This window comes from Mycolicibacterium fluoranthenivorans (assembly GCF_011758805.1).
Lineage (GTDB): Bacteria > Actinomycetota > Actinomycetes > Mycobacteriales > Mycobacteriaceae > Mycobacterium > Mycobacterium fluoranthenivorans.
This window is the reverse complement of the sequence record NZ_JAANOW010000005.1, coordinates 313,483-328,544: the sequence shown is the minus strand read 5'-3', so window position 1 is coordinate 328,544 and position 15,062 is coordinate 313,483. Positions and strand designations below refer to the sequence as shown.

General features: G+C 68.9%; 15 protein-coding genes. 8 read left to right on the top strand and 7 right to left on the bottom strand.

Going from position 1 to position 15,062, the window contains the following annotated elements; genetic code table 11:
* Genes FHU31_RS30445 through FHU31_RS30425 form a run of 5 tightly spaced genes read right to left on the bottom strand, consistent with a single transcriptional unit; the run spans position 1 to position 3,911 of the window.
* Positions 1 to 564: a nucleoside/nucleotide kinase family protein gene (locus tag FHU31_RS30445; RefSeq protein WP_167165000.1), complete on the bottom strand. Its 564-nt coding sequence runs from the start codon at positions 562 to 564 to the stop codon at positions 1 to 3.
* Complete coding sequence (locus FHU31_RS30440; protein ID WP_167164998.1) at positions 551 to 1,318, bottom strand: energy-coupling factor transporter transmembrane component T family protein; 768 nt, start codon at positions 1,316 to 1,318, stop codon at positions 551 to 553. Before FHU31_RS30440 ends, FHU31_RS30445 begins: the two co-directional genes overlap by 14 nt.
* The gene (locus tag FHU31_RS30435; protein ID WP_167164996.1) at positions 1,315 to 2,781 is read right to left on the bottom strand and encodes an ABC transporter ATP-binding protein; all 1,467 of its coding nucleotides are present in this window, start codon (positions 2,779 to 2,781) and stop codon (positions 1,315 to 1,317) included. Before FHU31_RS30435 ends, FHU31_RS30440 begins: the two co-directional genes overlap by 4 nt.
* Positions 2,778 to 3,407, bottom strand: a complete 630-nt coding sequence (locus tag FHU31_RS30430) for an ECF transporter S component (protein ID WP_167164994.1) — start codon at positions 3,405 to 3,407, stop codon at positions 2,778 to 2,780. Before FHU31_RS30430 ends, FHU31_RS30435 begins: the two co-directional genes overlap by 4 nt.
* A gap of 54 nt (positions 3,408 to 3,461) precedes the next feature.
* A complete protein-coding gene (locus tag FHU31_RS30425; RefSeq protein WP_090354641.1) occupies positions 3,462 to 3,911 on the bottom strand; it encodes a VOC family protein in 450 nt (149 codons plus the stop codon).
* Positions 3,912 to 4,068: 157 nt separating this feature from the next.
* Between FHU31_RS30425 and FHU31_RS30420 the strand changes: the two genes are divergently transcribed.
* On the top strand, positions 4,069 to 5,487 hold the full coding sequence (locus tag FHU31_RS30420) for a cytochrome P450 (protein WP_167164992.1): 1,419 nt from the start codon (positions 4,069 to 4,071) through the stop codon (positions 5,485 to 5,487).
* Positions 5,488 to 5,527: 40 nt separating this feature from the next.
* Here FHU31_RS30420 and FHU31_RS30415 read toward each other — a convergent pair whose 3' ends face one another.
* A complete protein-coding gene (locus tag FHU31_RS30415) occupies positions 5,528 to 6,643 on the bottom strand; it encodes a citrate synthase 2 (RefSeq protein ID WP_167164990.1) in 1,116 nt (371 codons plus the stop codon).
* Between the two features lie 70 nt (positions 6,644 to 6,713).
* Here FHU31_RS30415 and pdxH point away from each other — a divergent pair, with 70 nt between their 5' ends.
* The 7 genes from pdxH (at position 6,714) to FHU31_RS30380 (ending at position 13,514) form a co-directional block, all read left to right on the top strand.
* Positions 6,714 to 7,421: a pyridoxamine 5'-phosphate oxidase gene (gene pdxH, locus FHU31_RS30410; protein WP_263987972.1), complete on the top strand. Its 708-nt coding sequence runs from the start codon at positions 6,714 to 6,716 to the stop codon at positions 7,419 to 7,421.
* A 118-nt stretch (positions 7,422 to 7,539) separates the two neighbouring features.
* Positions 7,540 to 8,823 carry an MFS transporter gene (locus tag FHU31_RS30405; protein ID WP_167164988.1) on the top strand — a complete coding sequence of 428 codons (1,284 nt, stop codon included), beginning with the start codon at positions 7,540 to 7,542 and terminating at the stop codon, positions 8,821 to 8,823.
* 20 nt (positions 8,824 to 8,843) lie between these two features.
* A complete protein-coding gene (locus FHU31_RS30400; RefSeq protein ID WP_167164986.1) occupies positions 8,844 to 9,494 on the top strand; it encodes a TetR/AcrR family transcriptional regulator in 651 nt (216 codons plus the stop codon).
* A complete protein-coding gene (locus FHU31_RS30395; protein WP_167164984.1) occupies positions 9,487 to 10,173 on the top strand; it encodes a TetR family transcriptional regulator in 687 nt (228 codons plus the stop codon). The genes FHU31_RS30400 and FHU31_RS30395 overlap by 8 nt, the downstream gene beginning before the upstream one ends.
* 51 nt (positions 10,174 to 10,224) lie before the next feature.
* A complete protein-coding gene (locus tag FHU31_RS30390) occupies positions 10,225 to 11,529 on the top strand; it encodes a citrate synthase (RefSeq protein ID WP_090354646.1) in 1,305 nt (434 codons plus the stop codon).
* Between the two features lie 103 nt (positions 11,530 to 11,632).
* Positions 11,633 to 13,108, top strand: a complete 1,476-nt coding sequence (locus FHU31_RS30385; protein WP_208411596.1) for an MFS transporter — start codon at positions 11,633 to 11,635, stop codon at positions 13,106 to 13,108.
* Positions 13,098 to 13,514, top strand: coding sequence for a MarR family winged helix-turn-helix transcriptional regulator (locus tag FHU31_RS30380; protein ID WP_167164982.1), 417 nt, complete (start codon positions 13,098 to 13,100; stop codon positions 13,512 to 13,514). Before FHU31_RS30385 ends, FHU31_RS30380 begins: the two co-directional genes overlap by 11 nt.
* Here the strand turns inward: FHU31_RS30380 and FHU31_RS30375 are convergent.
* Positions 13,503 to 15,059, bottom strand: coding sequence for a phytoene desaturase family protein (locus tag FHU31_RS30375; protein ID WP_167164980.1), 1,557 nt, complete (start codon positions 15,057 to 15,059; stop codon positions 13,503 to 13,505). The two genes, FHU31_RS30380 and FHU31_RS30375, sit on opposite strands and share 12 nt — an antisense overlap.
* Between the last annotated feature and the right edge of the window lie 3 nt (positions 15,060 to 15,062).

Below are 15,062 nucleotides of genomic sequence, written 5' to 3'. Positions count from 1 at the left end.
TCAGGGCCGCCCGTCCGGTGCGGTGAAGCCGAATCCGGGGCCACTCGGTACGGCGATGAGGTCGGCGCACTCCTGTGGTCGATAACGTTCGATGAACACCAGTTCCTGGGCGGCCCAGCGGTCCCAGTGTGGCCGGTACATGTCGCCGTCGCGGCTCAGCGCTCGGTGTTTGCGTTCGGCATCCTCGGCATGTACCCAGATGCCCAGGTCGGCCAGGGCCCGCGAGGCCGGAGTCAGGGACCCGATCCCCTCGACGACGAGCCGCTGCTGCGGCCCGACGGTGTGCCAGCCGGCCGGGGCGTTGCGGGTCCAGTCCCAGCCACGCCAGCGTCCGGGCCGGCCTGCCGCGCGCGGCTCCAGAAGTTCGTGTCGCAGATGGTCGGCGGCCCAGAGCAAGCCGTCCCATCCCGGGTAGATGTCGTCGAGACGGACCACCACACTCGCGGGCCACGCGGTGTGCAGCTGCGCGGCTAGCGTCGTCTTCCCGGAACCCGAACGGCCATCGATGAGCACCGTCGTCGCCCGGTCCGCCGCCAGCCGGGTCGCGAGGTCATCGATGGCCAATGAAGTTCCAGCTTCCGGTGGTCACCGCGACGGTGATGGCGGTGGCGGCGATCGCGAATCCGGCGGCGATGAGCGCGAATTCGCGTCCGCCGAACGACGACGGACGGGCCCACGTCCTCGTGCGGTGGGCACCGAAGCCGCGGGCCTCCATGGCGGTGGCCAGTTTTGAGCCGCGCCGCACGGCGAAGACGAGCAGCGCAAACGCCTGACCGGCGAGCCGGCGCAGTGGCGCGTGGTCGGCGACACCGCGGGCCCGGCGGGCGTAGCCCAGGTAACGCCAGTCCTCGGCGAGCAGGTTGACCAGCCGCAGCCCGGCCAGTGCACCGAGCACGAACCGGGCCGGCAGCCGCAGCACCTGCCCGAGGCCGTCGGCCAGTTCGGTCGGTTCGACATCGGCGAACAGGATCACCGACGGCAGTGCGATCGCGAGCACCCGCAGGAAGGTGGCCAGCGCCAGGCCGATCGAACCGTCGCTCACGGTGATCAGCAGGAAATGCCAATGCACTAAGCCACTGGACTGGCCGTACAACAGGATCGTCAGCGCGGTCAACGCCGCCGCCACCGCCAGCAGCGCGCTGCGAATCAGCACCGGTCGCGGTCGGGCGCCGATCGCGAAGAACAGCCCGATCTCCAGGACCAGCGCGGTCAGGGCGGAAACCCAGTCCAGCGACAACACCAGCCCGGCCGCGATGATCGCGGCGGCCAGGAGCCGGGCGACGGGGTTGATCGTCCGGGTGCCGAGCGCGCCCGTCATGACACGGTGTCCCAGGCGGGCAGCTCGAGGTGGGCGTCGGCCAGCAGTGCGGTGAAGTCGAGATCATGCGTGACGGCGACGACGGCGGTGCCCTCATCGGCGATGTCGGCCAGTAGCTGGATGAGTTCCGCCCAGGTGCGCCGGTCCTGACCGAAGGTGGGCTCGTCCAGCACGATCACCTGCGGACCGGTGGCCAGCACGGTGGCCACCGACAGCCGGCGCTTCTCGCCGCCGGAGAGGGTGTACGGATTGGCCCCGGCCAGATGACTCAGGTGCAGACGCTCCAGCAGCGCGTCGGCGGTGGACTCGGCGGCGGCGCGTGTGAGGGCTTTGGGGCCGAGGGCCAGTTCGGCGCGCACGGTGCCGGTGAGGAACTGATGCTCGGGATCCTGGAAGACGCTGCCGATCCGGGTCAGGAGTTCGCGCGACTTCCATCTGATCGGGTCGCGCCGGGTGGGCCGCGGCGCGAAGTCGGCTTCGGCCTGCACACGTCCCGCGGGCGGGGGGAGCAGACCGCCGAGTGTCAGTGCCAGGGTGGATTTGCCCGCGCCGTTGGGGCCGGTGATCACCGAGATCTGGCCCCGGTCGATCGAGAAGTTCAACCCGGCGTGCAGCCGGGCACCGCCGCGGTGCCCCAGCGAGAGGTCCGTCGCCGACAGCAAGGTGCCGGTGTCGGTGTGCCTGTGCCGGGTGAGTACGGGCGGTGGCGCGTGCGGTACCCACACGCCCGCGGATATCAGGTGGTCGTGTTCGCGCCGGATCGTGTGTTCCGGTGTGCCGTCGGCGATCACCGCACCATCGGCGCCCAGCACGATCACCCGGTCGATGACCGGCAGCCACACTTCGGTGCGGTGCTCGATGACGATCAACGTGGCGCCGGTGCGCTGCGCGGATTCGGCGATCGCGTCGCGGACCTCGACCACCCCCTCGGGGTCCAGGTTCGCGGTCGGTTCGTCGAGCAGGATCAAGCCGGGGTTCATCGCGATCACACCGGCCAGCGCGAGCCGCTGTTTCTGGCCGCCGGACAGCTCCGAAGTACTGTGCGCCAGTGGCAGGTTCAGCCCGACGGCGTCCAGCGACTCGCGCACCCGGGGCCATATCTGTTCGCGCGCGACGCCGAAGTTCTCCATCCCGAAGGCCACATCGTCGCCCACCCGGGACAAGATCACCTGTGCGTCGGGATCTTGGAGCACCATGCCGATCCGGGACCGCCGGGCGGCCGGTGCGTCGCCGTCGACGAGCAGACGGCCGGCCTGCTGTCCTTCCTCGGCACCACCGAGCAGTCCCGCGATACCGTGCAGCAGCGTCGTTTTCCCGGCGCCGGACGGTCCGAGCAGCAACACCCGCTGGCCGGGTTCGATCGAGAGATCGACATCACGCACCGCCCACTGGGTGCGGCCCGCATGCCGCCAGCCCCAACCGTGCGCCGTGACGGCGGCACCCGTTCCTGCCGGACAGCTCATCGAGTGCGCGGATCCGGCTCCATCCGGCCCGACGCGAAGCGGCTCAGCGCTCCCGTCTTGGCGAGGCTGCGCACCACGAACCAGGACAACAACCCGGCGACCAGCGCCCCCGAGATGATCGCCGACACCGTGTAGATGGTGACGAACGCGGTCGCCGAACCCGGGTACCACAGGATCAGGTCGTTGACCGCCAGGGCCAGGCCGGCCACCGCACCCGCCAGCACGGCCGTCGGCAAACCCCAACGGCGGTAGAGGAATACGGCGAAGACGAGCTCCGCGCCCAGACCCTGTACCAGGCCGGACTCCAGGGTGAGGACGCCCCACTGGTTGCCGACCAGGGCCGACACCGTGGCCGCGACGAGCTCGCCGTACAGGGCCGCGCCGGGCTTGCGGATCACCAGAGCGGTGAGCACACCGGCGAACAGCCAGCCGCCACCCAGAAGTGCCTGCAGGCCGGGCAGGGTCGCGCTCAACGGTGTGCTGATCGGGTTGGATGCGACATTCCACAGCACGAAGACCAGGCCGGCAGCCGTCGCGAGCACGCTCGCGACGACGATGTCGACGACGCGCCAGCGCAGGGCGCGGCCGGTGTCGGCCGGCATCGTGTCGGTGGACTGGGTGCTCATGGGTCTCCTTCGGGCCGAACGCGAAGGCACCAGTATGGACCGGCAGGGTCCCCGCTACTGCGCCTGCATCGCCTCGGCGATCTCCTCCGGGCTGACTTCGCGCACCGGCTGCCCCAGTGACCACTGGTGGCCGAACGGATCCCGCACCAGCCCGTACCGGTCACCCCAGAATTGGTCCTCCAGCGGCATCACCACCTCGGCGCCGGCCTCGACGGCCCGGGCGAACTTGGCCTCGACGTCGGTCACGGTCAGATGGATGGTGACCGGCGATCCGCCCAGGGCCTTCGGTGTCTGCGACTTGCCGTCGTTGTACTCGGGGAAGTCATCGTTGAGCATCACGGTGGCGCCGTTGATGGTGAGGGCGGCGTGCACCAGCCGACCGTCCGGACCCGGCACCCGGCCCAGTTCGGTGGCGCCGAACGCCTTGACGTAGAAATCGATGGCGGCAGCCGCGTCGTCGACGACGAGGTGCGGGCTGACGGCGGGAATGATCTCGATGGCCATGGTCTCTCCTACGAGCGGGATGGGTGGACGACGGTACAGACCGGCCGGGTCTGCGGATCTCATCGCGGATGGGGCGGGTGCGGCAGTACGTCGAGTAGGCAAAGACAAGTAGTCGACTACGCTAGGGCACCCGCGCCACCCCTACCAGGCTGAACGTATGAGCAACTTCTCGGTCGAGAGCCTGCCGCAGCCACCGCTCAACCCGTTGCCCTACCGGGAGAAGCTGCGCGCGTTGCGTAGCTTCCACACGGGGTTCGAGGTGCTGCGCGACGCCGGCGGTCCGGTGACCCGATTGAAGCTGGCCCCCCGGTGGTTGATGCCCGAGGTGGTGTTGGTCACTTCGCCCCGGGGCGGGCGCGACATTCTCGGGCGCAGCAGCGAGTACGTCGAAAAGGCGACCGCGCATCGCGAGATGCAGCATGTGCTGGGTGAGAACCTGTTCGACCTGATGCACGATGAGTGGCTGCCCCGCCGGCGCGCGGTGCAGCCGGTGTTCACCAAGAAGCAGGTGCAGATCTTCGCCGGGGATATGGCGGCGGCCGCGCAGTCGGTGGTCGACGGCTGGTCGGAGGGCTCCCGCATCGATCTGGATCAGGAGTGCCGCCGGCTGTCCATGCGTGCGCTGGGCCGGGCGGTGCTGGGGCTGGACCTGGACCAGCGTGCGGACGAGATCGATGAGCCGCTGCGCACGGTTCTGGCCTATATCGCCGACCGCGCGGTATCCCCGCTGCGGCTGCCCAGGTGGGTGCCCACCCCGAGGCGCAACCGGGCCCGGGCCGCGGCCGCGACGTTGCGCAGGCTTGCCGAAGACGTGCTGCAGGCCTGCCGCGACGATCCCGACCTCGACGCACCCCTGGTCCGCGCATTGATGGCGGCCGTCGATCCGGAGACCGGTCAGGGACTGACCGACGCCGAGATCCGCGATGAGCTCATCGTGTTCATCGCTGCCGGCCACGACACCACCGCGACCGCGTTGACCTACGCGTTGTGGCAGCTCGGCCGGTATCCGGAGATGCAGGAGAACGTCCGCGCGGAGGCTGCCGAACTGGGAGACCGCGCGCTGGGACCCGAGGACATCGGTCGCCTGGGTTACACCGTGCAGGTGCTGCGGGAAGCGCTGCGTTTGTGCCCGCCCGCACCCGGGGCAGCCCGCACCGCGGTGCGCGATATCGAGGTGGACGGCTACCGCGTGCGGGCCGGGACGCTGCTGGTGTTCGGCACGTACGCCGTGCAACGTGATCCGACACTGTGGGAGTGGCCGCAGCTCTTCGATCCTCAGCGGTTCCGACCGGAGGCGGTCAAGACCATGGATCGGTGGCAGTACTTGCCGTTCGGGGCGGGTGCGAGGTCATGCATCGGCGAACACTTCGCCATGTTGGAAGCCACTCTGGCACTGGCGACCATCGTGCGCGGCACCGAGATTCGGTCCAGTGACGACGATTTCCCGTTGGCGACGCCGTTCACCATGGTCGCCGGGGCGCCCATCTGGGCCAGGGTGGCTTGGCGGCGCAGCTTCGCCGACGGGGGCGGCGCAGGGGTGCGGGTCGGCGCCTACGAGCCGGAACCCAGTCGCTGACGCGGCGAGGCCGAAGTCGTTGCCGCCGTGTCGAAGACACTCACGACGTGCGGACGTGCTCCCAGCCTGGCACCGCTTCCGGGGACCGTGGTTCGGGTCCGACGTAGATGGCTGCCGGGCGCACCAGCTTGCCCAGGCGCTTCTGCTCGAGGATGTGTGCGCACCAGCCGGCGGTCCGTCCACAGGTGAACATGGCGGGCATCATCCGGGCCGGTACCTGAGCGAAATCCAGGATCACCGCGGCCCAGAACTCCACGTTGGTCTCGATGGCGCGGTCGGGCCGGCGCTCCCGCAGCTCGGCCAGCGCAGCCTGTTCCAGCGCCGCAGCTGCTTCGAACCGCGGCGCGTTCAGCCGCTGTGCCGTCGCCCGCAGCACCCGGGCCCGGGGGTCTTCGGCGCGGTAGACGCGGTGCCCGAAGCCCATCAGCTTGTCTTTGCGATCCAGGACGCCGCGCACCACCGCGCGCGCATCACCGGTCTGTTCGGCTTCCTCGATCATCGGCAGCACCCGAGCCGGGGCACCGCCGTGCAACGGCCCGCTCATCGCGCCGACCGCACCCGAGAGCGCCGCGGCCACATCGGCGCCGGTGGAGGCGATCACCCTGGCCGTGAAAGTCGACGCGTTCATGCCGTGCTCGGCGGCGCTCACCCAGTACGCGTCGATGGCCTCAATATGACGCGGATCCGGATCGCCCTGCCAGCGGGTCATGAAACGTGCTGTGACGGTGTCGCATTCGTCGATGGTGCGCTGTGGCACCGCCGGGCGGCCGATACCCCGGGCGGACTGCGCGACATAGGACAACGCCATCACCGAGGCGCGGGCCAGCTGGTCGCGGGCGGTCTGGTCGTCGATGTCCAGCAGCGGCGCATAGCCCCAGATGGGCGCCAGCATGGCCAGCCCGGCCTGCACGTCGACCCGGACGTCACCGGAGTGGATGGGTAGCGGGAACGGCTCGGCCGGGGACAGGCCGCGCCCGAACTCTCCGTCGACCAGCAGGCCCCACACGTCGCCGAAGGTGACGTGCTTGGTCACCAGATCCTCGATGTCGACGCCGCGGTAGCGCAGTGCGCCGCCGTCTTTGTCCGGTTCGGCGATCTCGGTGGTGAAGGCCACGACGCCTTCCAGCCCGGCAACGAAGTTTTCCGGAACAGTCATGTGCGGAATTGTCGCACCCGCATCGGCGACGACCGTGTGCGGTGGCCATCGGCTGGCGTAGCGTTGGCGCGTGAGCAGCAGCGCCGACAATCAGGACCTGGCCGCGATGCGGGTCGAGTACGGATCGGTCGAGAAGGACGGCAGCGTCGACCTCGATGCCGACTGGCTGGGTCCGGACCCCGCGACCGGCTGGCTGACGCTGTTGCGCGCATGGCTCTCCGACGCCGGCGCGGCCGGATTGGCCGAGCCCAACGCCATGGTGGTGGCCACCGTCGACCAGCGGGGAAGGCCCGTGACGCGGACGGTGTTGTGCAAGAGCGTGGACGAATCCGGGATCAGCTTCTACACGAATTACGACTCCGCCAAGGGCGAGCAGCTCGCCGCGACCGCGTACGCGTCGGCGACCTTCCCGTGGTACGGGCTGGGGCGTCAGGTACACCTGCGTGGTCCGGTGACCAAGGTGTCCGCGGAGGCCACGGCCGACTATTGGAGCAAGCGCCCGCGCGGCTCGCAGCTCGGTGCGTGGGCCTCGCACCAGTCGCAGCCGATCGCCTCGCGCCGCGCGCTGCTCGATCAGCTGGACGAGGTGACGGCCCGGTTCGCCGACCAGGAGACCGTCCCGGTGCCACCGCACTGGGGTGGGTATCTGATCGCCCCTGAGGTCGTCGAGTTCTGGCAGGGCCGGGAGAACCGGGTGCACAACAGGATTCGGGTGACGCAGGGTCGTGCCGGAGCCGCTCCGGCGGCGACCTTCACCGTCGAGCGGCTGCAGCCGTGACATACCCCGTCGCTTCGCTCGCCTGGACGACATACCCCGTCACTTCGCTCGCCTGGACGACATACCCCGTCACTTCGCTCGCCTGGACGACATACCCCGTCGCTTCGCTCGCCCCACGGTGAGAGGGCTGTTCGCCGACACCACACCGCTGAGAACCCCGGACTTTCGGCGGTTGTGGCTGGCCGGCATCGTCACCGTCATCGGCGGGAACCTCACCATCTTCGCGGTCCCCGTTCAGCTCTACGCGCTCACCCAGAGCTCGGCCTACGTCGGGTTGTCCGGTCTGTTCGCGCTGGTCCCGCTGATCGTGTTCGGCCTGTGGGGCGGGGCCTGGGCCGACGCCATGGATCGCCGGCTGCTGCTGATCATCACCGCCGTCGGGCTCGCGGCCTCGTCGGTGCTGCTGTGGCTGCAGGCCGCGCTCGCCCTGAACAACGTCTGGGCGGTGCTGTGGCTGCTGTCGCTGCAGCAGGTCTTCTACGCCGTCAACTCGCCCACCCGGGCGGCGGCGATCCCGCGCATGCTGCCGCTCGAGCAGCTGCCCGCGGCCAACTCGCTGAACATGACGGTGATGCAGTTCGGTGCCATCGTCGGCCCGCTACTGGCCGGGATGCTGCTGCATTTCGTCGATCTGTCGACGCTGTATCTGATCGACGCCGTCACGTGTGTCGTCCCGATCTGGGCGACGGTCCGGCTGGCGAAGATGCCGCCCACCGGCGCTGGCGATGGGACGGGCCAGTTCGGTTTCCGCGCGGTGCTGGAGGGCTTCCGTTACCTGGCCGGCAACCAGGTGGTGCTGATGTCGTTCGTCGTCGACCTGATCGCGATGATCTTCGGGATGCCCCGGGCGCTGTTCCCGCAGATGGCCCACGAGAGCTTCGGCGGACCGGTGGAGGGCGGCACCACGATGGCGCTGCTGGCCGCGGCCATGTCGGTGGGGGCGGTGGCCGGCGGCGTGTTCTCCGGCTGGTTGCCCAGGGTCCGAAGACAGGGCTTGACGGTGCTGGTCTCCATCGTGGTGTGGGGGTTGGCGATGTTCGGGTTCGGGTTGGCGGCCGGAGCCGCGCACGGCACGGCGGGCGTGATGTTGTGGCTGGCGCTGGCGTTCCTGGCCTTGGGCGGCGCCGCGGATATGGTGTCGGCGGCGTTCCGGTCGACCATTCTTCAGGAGGCGGCGTCCGACGATCTGCGTGGTCGTCTACAGGGGGTGTTCACCGTGGTGGTGGCCGGCGGCCCGCGGATCGCCGATGTGGCCCACGGTGCCACGGCCGCGGTGGTGGGAACGACGGCGGCCGCCGCCGGCGGTGGGCTGCTGGTGGTGATCGGTGTGACGGTGGCTGCGTTGGCCGGTCCGGCGTTCGCGCGTTACCGAGTGCACGCATATAGCCGGGACGATGCGTGAGCGGGAGTTACCATCCACCAATGGCTGATGCCGGGGGCACCGATCTCGGCTTGCGTGAACGCAAGAAGCAACGAACCCGCACCACACTGATCGACGCCGCGCTGGACTTGTGTTTGCGCCAGGGTTACGAGCGCACCACGGTCGACCAGATCGCCGCGCAGGCGGATGTCTCGGCGCGCACGTTCAGTCGCTACTTCGCGACCAAAGAGGCCGTGTTCCTCACGCTCATCGAGGATCTCGCGGAGGAGATCGCCGCGGAGATCACCCGTCTGCCGCGGCACCTGGGGCCACTGGAAGCGCTGCGCGCCGCGCACGTGGAGGTGCTGACCCGCGTCGACGGGCACACCGTCGGCCGGCTCACCAAAGGCCGCATCGTGCTGATGTTGCGCATCATCAACGGGTCGGACGTGTTGCGTCAGGCCGCCTTCGAGTTCAGGCACCCGAGAGTGCTTGCGGTTCTTGCCGATCGGATGGGCGTGCCGACCGATGACCGCCGGCTGCTGCTGGGGGTGACGGTGTTCTCGTCGATCATCGTCGCGGCGTGTGGTGATCTCGTCGGCGACACCGAGGGTGGCCGGCTCGGGCCGTTGCTCATGGTCGAGCGGCTGAACCAGGCCTGTGTGCAGACTGGGGAGTTCGTCGCGGACCTCGACGTGGCGGCGAATGTCTGATCAGGTCGGCGCGGGACTGCGGGAACGTAAGAAGCTCAAGACCCGCGCGACGCTGGTGGCCGTCGCGGCCGAGTTGTGTCAGCGGCAGGGGTTCGACAACACCACGGTCGAGCAGATCGCGGTCGCCGCCGACGTGTCCCCGCGCACCTTCAGCCGGTACTTCCCGACCAAGGCCGATGTCGTCGCCGCGCTGGCCGAGGACATGGACGGCTACGTCGCCGAGGCGCTGCGCCGCCAGCCCGGGGGGATCACCGCGCATGAGGCCCTACTGCGGGCGCACCTGGAGATCTTCGCTCCGCGCCGGGGCCACGAGTCGCCGGCCTTCACCCGGATGGCGGTGCTGATCTCCATCGTGAACGGCGCCACCTCGATGTCCATCTCGCCGTTCACGTTCAAACAGCGGCACGCCGGCGCCTCGGTGGAGGTCCTGGCCGAACGGTTGGGCGTCCGCGCGGGCGACCCCGCGGTGGGACTCGTCGCCGATATCTGGACCTTGCTGTTCTCCTCGTCATTCGCCGGGCTCGGATTGCCCGGGCATCCGCCGATCAACTCGGGGATCCTGTGCGAACGCCTGTCGGCGACCTTCGAGAGGTTCCGCCGATCATGGGAGCCGACACCGCAAGCAACGCAGCATCCGGCACGTGACGTGGCACCCCACGCAAGCGGGCCGCAACGTTAGCGACTACCGTCCAGTAGTAACGCTTAGCTCACGACCACAGAAGGGGTTCCCGTGGCCGAAAACTCCAGCCCTGACCAAGTAGCGACCCTGTCGTATCCGGGTGGCTCGTTGGACCTGGACATCGTGCGCGCCACCGAGGGTTCCGACGGCATCGCGCTGGGTTCGTTGCTCGCCAAGACGGGCTACACGACTTTCGACGGCGGGTTCGTCAACACCTCGTCCACCAAATCCGCGATCACCTATATCGACGGTGACGCCGGCATCTTGCGGTACCGCGGGTACCCGATCGAGCAGCTGGCCGAGAAGTCCACTTTCATCGAGGTCAGCTACCTGCTCATTTACGGTGAGCTGCCCACCACCGAGCAGCTGGAGAAGTTCACCACCCAGATCCAGCGGCACACCATGCTGCACGAGGATCTGAAGCGGTTCTTCGACGGTTTCCCGCGCAACGCGCACCCGATGCCGGTGCTGTCGTCGGCGGCCAACGCGTTGAGCGCCTACTACCAGGATTCGCTGGATCCGCTGGACAAGGAGCAGGTGGAGCTGTCCACCATCCGGCTGCTGGCCAAGCTGCCGACCATCGCGGCCTACGCCTACAAGAAGTCGGTCGGCCAGCCGTTCCTGTACCCGGACAACTCGCTGACCCTGGTCGAGAACTTCCTGCGGATGACGTTCGGCTTCCCGGCCGAGCCCTACGAGGTCGATCCCGAGATCGTCCGTGCGCTGGACATGCTGTTCATCCTGCACGCCGACCATGAGCAGAACTGCTCGACCTCGACGGTGCGCCTCGTCGGGTCGTCGCAGGCCAACCTGTTCACCTCGATTTCCGGCGGCATCAACGCGCTGTGGGGCCCGCTGCACGGCGGCGCCAACCAGGCGGTGCTGGAGATGCTGGAGAAGATCCGGTCCGGCGGCGACGATGTGCAGACCTTCGTCAAGAAGGTCAAGAACCGCGAAGAGGGTGTCAAGCTCATGGGCTTCGGGCACCGGGTCTACAAGAACTACGACCCGCGGGCGCGCATCGTCAAGGAGCAGGCCGACAAGATCCTGGGCAAGCTCGGGGTCGAGGACGAGTTGCTGGACATCGCCAAGCAGCTCGAGGAGATCGCGCTCACCGACGACTTCTTCATCGAGCGCAAGCTCTACCCGAACGTCGACTACTACACCGGCGTGATCTACCGGGCCATGGGCTTCCCCACCCGGATGTTCACCGTGCTGTTCGCCTTGGGCCGGTTGCCGGGTTGGATCGCGCACTGGCGCGAGATGCATTCCGAGCCCGGCAAGATCGGCCGGCCGCGGCAGATCTACACCGGCTACACCGAGCGCGATTACGCGGGGATCGATACCCGCAGCTGAGACCGCGCAGGTATGCCCCCGAGAGCTCCGGCTTTCGGGGGCATACCCGTGTGTGGGCTGACAGCGTTTGCAAAGGTAACGATTGTAGTTTCACAATGGTTGTATGAATGAAACTGTGCAGGATGGTCGTCGGCGGCCCGACGCCATCAGCAACCTGACCCCGCGGCGTAAAGCCGTCGTCCTGGTGTCGTGTTGCCTCAGCCTGCTGATCGTGTCGATGGACGCCACCATCGTCAACGTCGCCATTCCGTCCATCCGCACCGACCTCGGGGCCAGCCCCGCGCAGCTGCAGTGGGTGGTCGACGTCTACACCCTGGTGCTCGCCTCGCTGCTGATGCTCTCCGGCGCGATGGGTGACCGGTTCGGCCGCCGGCGGATCTTCCAGATCGGGCTCACGGTGTTCGCCGTCGGCTCCCTGCTGTGCAGCCTGGCTCCTGGTATCGACACCTTGATCGCCGCGCGGTTGCTGCAGGGTATCGGTGGTTCGATGCTCAACCCCGTTGCGCTGTCCATCATTTCGCAGGTCTTCACCGGGAAGGTGGAACGCGCCCGCGCACTCGGCTTCTGGGGCGCGGTGGTCGGCATCTCGATGGCGCTGGGGCCGACGGTGGGTGGCCTGCTGATCGAGTACGTGGGCTGGCGCGCGGTGTTCTGGATCAACCTGCCGATCTGTGCGGCCGCGGTCATCCTCACGGCGATCTTCGTGCCCGAGACGAAATCGGCGACCATGCGCAATGTCGACCCCGTCGGGCAGGGTCTGGCGGTGGTGTTCCTGTTCGGTGTCGTGTTCGCGTTGATCGAGGGGCCCGGGATGGGCTGGACCAACCCGCGGGTCATCGCGGTGGCAGTGCTGGCCGCGGTCGCGTTCGCCGCGTTCCTGCGGTTCGAGTCGCGCCGCCATGACCCGTTCATCGACCTGCGCTTCTTCCGCAGCGTCCCGTTCGCCTCGGCGACCGTGATCGCCATCAGCGCGTTCGCCACCTGGGGTGCGTTCCTGTTCATGATGTCGCTGTATCTGCAGGCCGAGCGCGGGTTCTCGGCCATGCACACCGGTTTGATCTACCTGCCGATCGCCATCGGCGCACTGTTGTTCTCACCGTTGTCGGGCCGGCTGGTCGGTCGCTACGGGGCGCGGCCGTCACTTCTGGCGGCCGGTGTGCTCATCACCACGGCCGCGTACTTGTTGACGTTCCTGACGGCGACGACGCCGGTGTGGGCGCTGCTGGTGGTGTTCACGGTGTTCGGTATGGGCTTCTCGATGGTCAACGCCCCCATCACCAACGCGGCGGTCAGCGGGATGCCGCTGGATCGGGCCGGGGCGGCCTCGGCGGTGACCAGCACCAGCCGCCAGATCGGGGTGAGTATCGGTGTGGCGCTGTGTGGTTCGGTGACGGGCACGACACTGCTGTCCTCGGGGGTCGACTTCATCGCCGCGGCCCGTCCGCTGTGGTTCGTCTGTGTCGCGCTCGGAGTCGTGATCATCGTGTTGGGCTTCGTGTCCACCGCGCCGCGTGCCCTGGCCTCGGCGCAGCGGCTGGTCCCGCTGATCGAAGGGAAGGCGGCGGTCCATGTCGGATGACCTGATTGCCGACGAGGTATGGCAACGGATGTCCGCGCTCGTGCATGAGAACCGCGGTGACTGGAAGCGCGCGGTGATCGACCGGTCCGGTCTGCCGTTCAGCCGGATTCGGGTGTTGCGCAGGCTGGCCCGCACCCCGATGACGGTCAAAGAGCTGGCCGAGGCGGCCACCATGGACGCCCCCGCGGCGACGGTGGCCGTCAATGACCTGGAGGAGCGCGGCCTGGTGTTGCGCCAGACGAATCCGGCGAACCGGCGCTGCAAGGTGGTGTCGCTCACCGAGGAGGGGCAGGCCGTGGCCGCCGCCGTCGAGGCGGTGCAGGACCCGGCTCCGGCCGCGCTGGCCGCCCTGAGCGACGCTGATCTGCTTGCGCTGCAGACGATTCTGCGGAAGCTAACTCTCTAGCACGGCCATCGCAGCATTGTGCCCGCCGATCCCGGACACCGCACCGCCGCGCCTGGAGCCTGATCCGCACAACAGGATTCGTGGATGTGCCGTCGCCACGCCCCAGCGCCGTGCCGGGGTGTCCAGCGGCTCGCCGTCCTCGGCGAACGGCCAGCCCAAGGCCCCGTGGAAGATATTGCCCGCGGTCATGCCCAGGATGGAGTCCAGATCGGCGGTGGTCTTGGCCTCGATGCACAGTCGGCCGGCGGCGTCTTCGGCAATCACGTCCTGAATCGGTTCGGCCAGAACGGAGTTCAGCGAGTCCAGGGCAGCGGAGGTCAACCGGGTCCTGGCCCGATCCGGGTCGGTGCCGGCGGACAGGCTGTGCGGGGTGTGCAGCCCGAACACCGTCAGGGTCTGCGCCCCGGCCGCGCGCAGGCTCGGGGACAGGATGCTGGGGTCGGTCAGCGAATGGCAGTAGATCTCACACGGGAGAGGTTCGGGCACCTGGCCGCGGGACGCCGCGGTGTAAGCGCCCTCCAGTTGGGTCAGCGTCTCGTTGATGTGAAAGGTGCCGCCGAACGCCTGCTCGGGGGTCACCGAGGTGTCGCGTAGGCGCGGCAGCCGGCGCAGCATCAGGTTGACCTTGATCTGGGCCCCCGGCGCGGACACGGGTGCGGGCTCGTCCAGCAACCCGGCCAGCACCGTGGGCGTCACGCCGGCCAGCACGTGCGTGCCGGACACCGTGTGATCCTGGCCGCCGGCCCGATAGCGCACCTCGCCGTCCGGGCTTATCCCGAAAACCTCTGCACCGGTGGTGATTTCAGCGCCGAAGCCGCTGGCCGCCGCGCTCAGGGCGCCGGTGACCGCGCCCATCCCGCCGATCGGCACATCCCAGTCACCGGTACCGCCGCCGATCAGGTGGTACAGGAAGCACACGTTCTGGAGCAGAGCGGGATCCTCGACGGAGGCGAAGGTGCCGATCAGGGCGTCGGTGGCGATCACCCCGCGCACCAGATCGTGGCGCACCGCCGCGGTGATCGCGCGCCCGATCGGCTCTTCGACGATCTCGCGCCACGCGGTGGCCGCGTCGTCCCCGCCGGCCAGCACCCGGCGCCGCGCCGCCGACCGGGTCTCCAGTGGTTGTAGCAGCGTCGGCCAGAGTGCCTTGGTGAGCAGCCCGGTGCGCCGGTAGAACTCCGCGAAACCGGTGGCATCGGGCCGGGCGCCGATGACGTCGAAGGTGTCGTGCGCCCCGAGCAGCAGTCCGGTGGTCCCACCGGAAGCCGGGTCCGGGGTGTACGAGGAATGCCGCCGCCGGGCCAGCCTGATCCGCGCGCCCAGCTCGTCGATGATGCGCCGCGGCAGCAGGCTCACCAGATAGGAGTACCGCGACAGCCGGGCGTCGACACCGTCGAAGGCATGCGCGGACACGGCCGCGCCGCCCACGTGATCGAGCCGCTCCAACAGCCGGACTCGGCGCCCGGCACGTGCCAGATACGCGGCGGCGACCAGACCGTTGTGTCCGCCCCCGACGATGACGACGTCGTACTGCGCGTGTGCCACCCG

What these genes read in the sequence shown, in the direction of transcription:
- FHU31_RS30385 (WP_208411596.1), top strand. Translation starts at nt 11,633, where the DNA reads ATGAATGAAACTGTGCAGGATGGTCGTCGGCGGCCCGACGCCATCAGC.
- FHU31_RS30430 (WP_167164994.1), bottom strand. Translation starts at nt 3,407, where the DNA reads ATGAGCACCCAGTCCACCGACACGATGCCGGCCGACACCGGCCGCGCC.
- FHU31_RS30395 (WP_167164984.1), top strand. Translation starts at nt 9,487, where the DNA reads ATGTCTGATCAGGTCGGCGCGGGACTGCGGGAACGTAAGAAGCTCAAG.
- FHU31_RS30420 (WP_167164992.1), top strand. Translation starts at nt 4,069, where the DNA reads ATGAGCAACTTCTCGGTCGAGAGCCTGCCGCAGCCACCGCTCAACCCG.
- FHU31_RS30415 (WP_167164990.1), bottom strand. Translation starts at nt 6,643, where the DNA reads ATGACTGTTCCGGAAAACTTCGTTGCCGGGCTGGAAGGCGTCGTGGCC.
- FHU31_RS30435 (WP_167164996.1), bottom strand. Translation starts at nt 2,781, where the DNA reads ATGAGCTGTCCGGCAGGAACGGGTGCCGCCGTCACGGCGCACGGTTGG.
- FHU31_RS30380 (WP_167164982.1), top strand. Translation starts at nt 13,098, where the DNA reads ATGTCGGATGACCTGATTGCCGACGAGGTATGGCAACGGATGTCCGCG.
- FHU31_RS30425 (WP_090354641.1), bottom strand. Translation starts at nt 3,911, where the DNA reads ATGGCCATCGAGATCATTCCCGCCGTCAGCCCGCACCTCGTCGTCGAC.
- FHU31_RS30440 (WP_167164998.1), bottom strand. Translation starts at nt 1,318, where the DNA reads ATGACGGGCGCGCTCGGCACCCGGACGATCAACCCCGTCGCCCGGCTC.
- FHU31_RS30400 (WP_167164986.1), top strand. Translation starts at nt 8,844, where the DNA reads ATGGCTGATGCCGGGGGCACCGATCTCGGCTTGCGTGAACGCAAGAAG.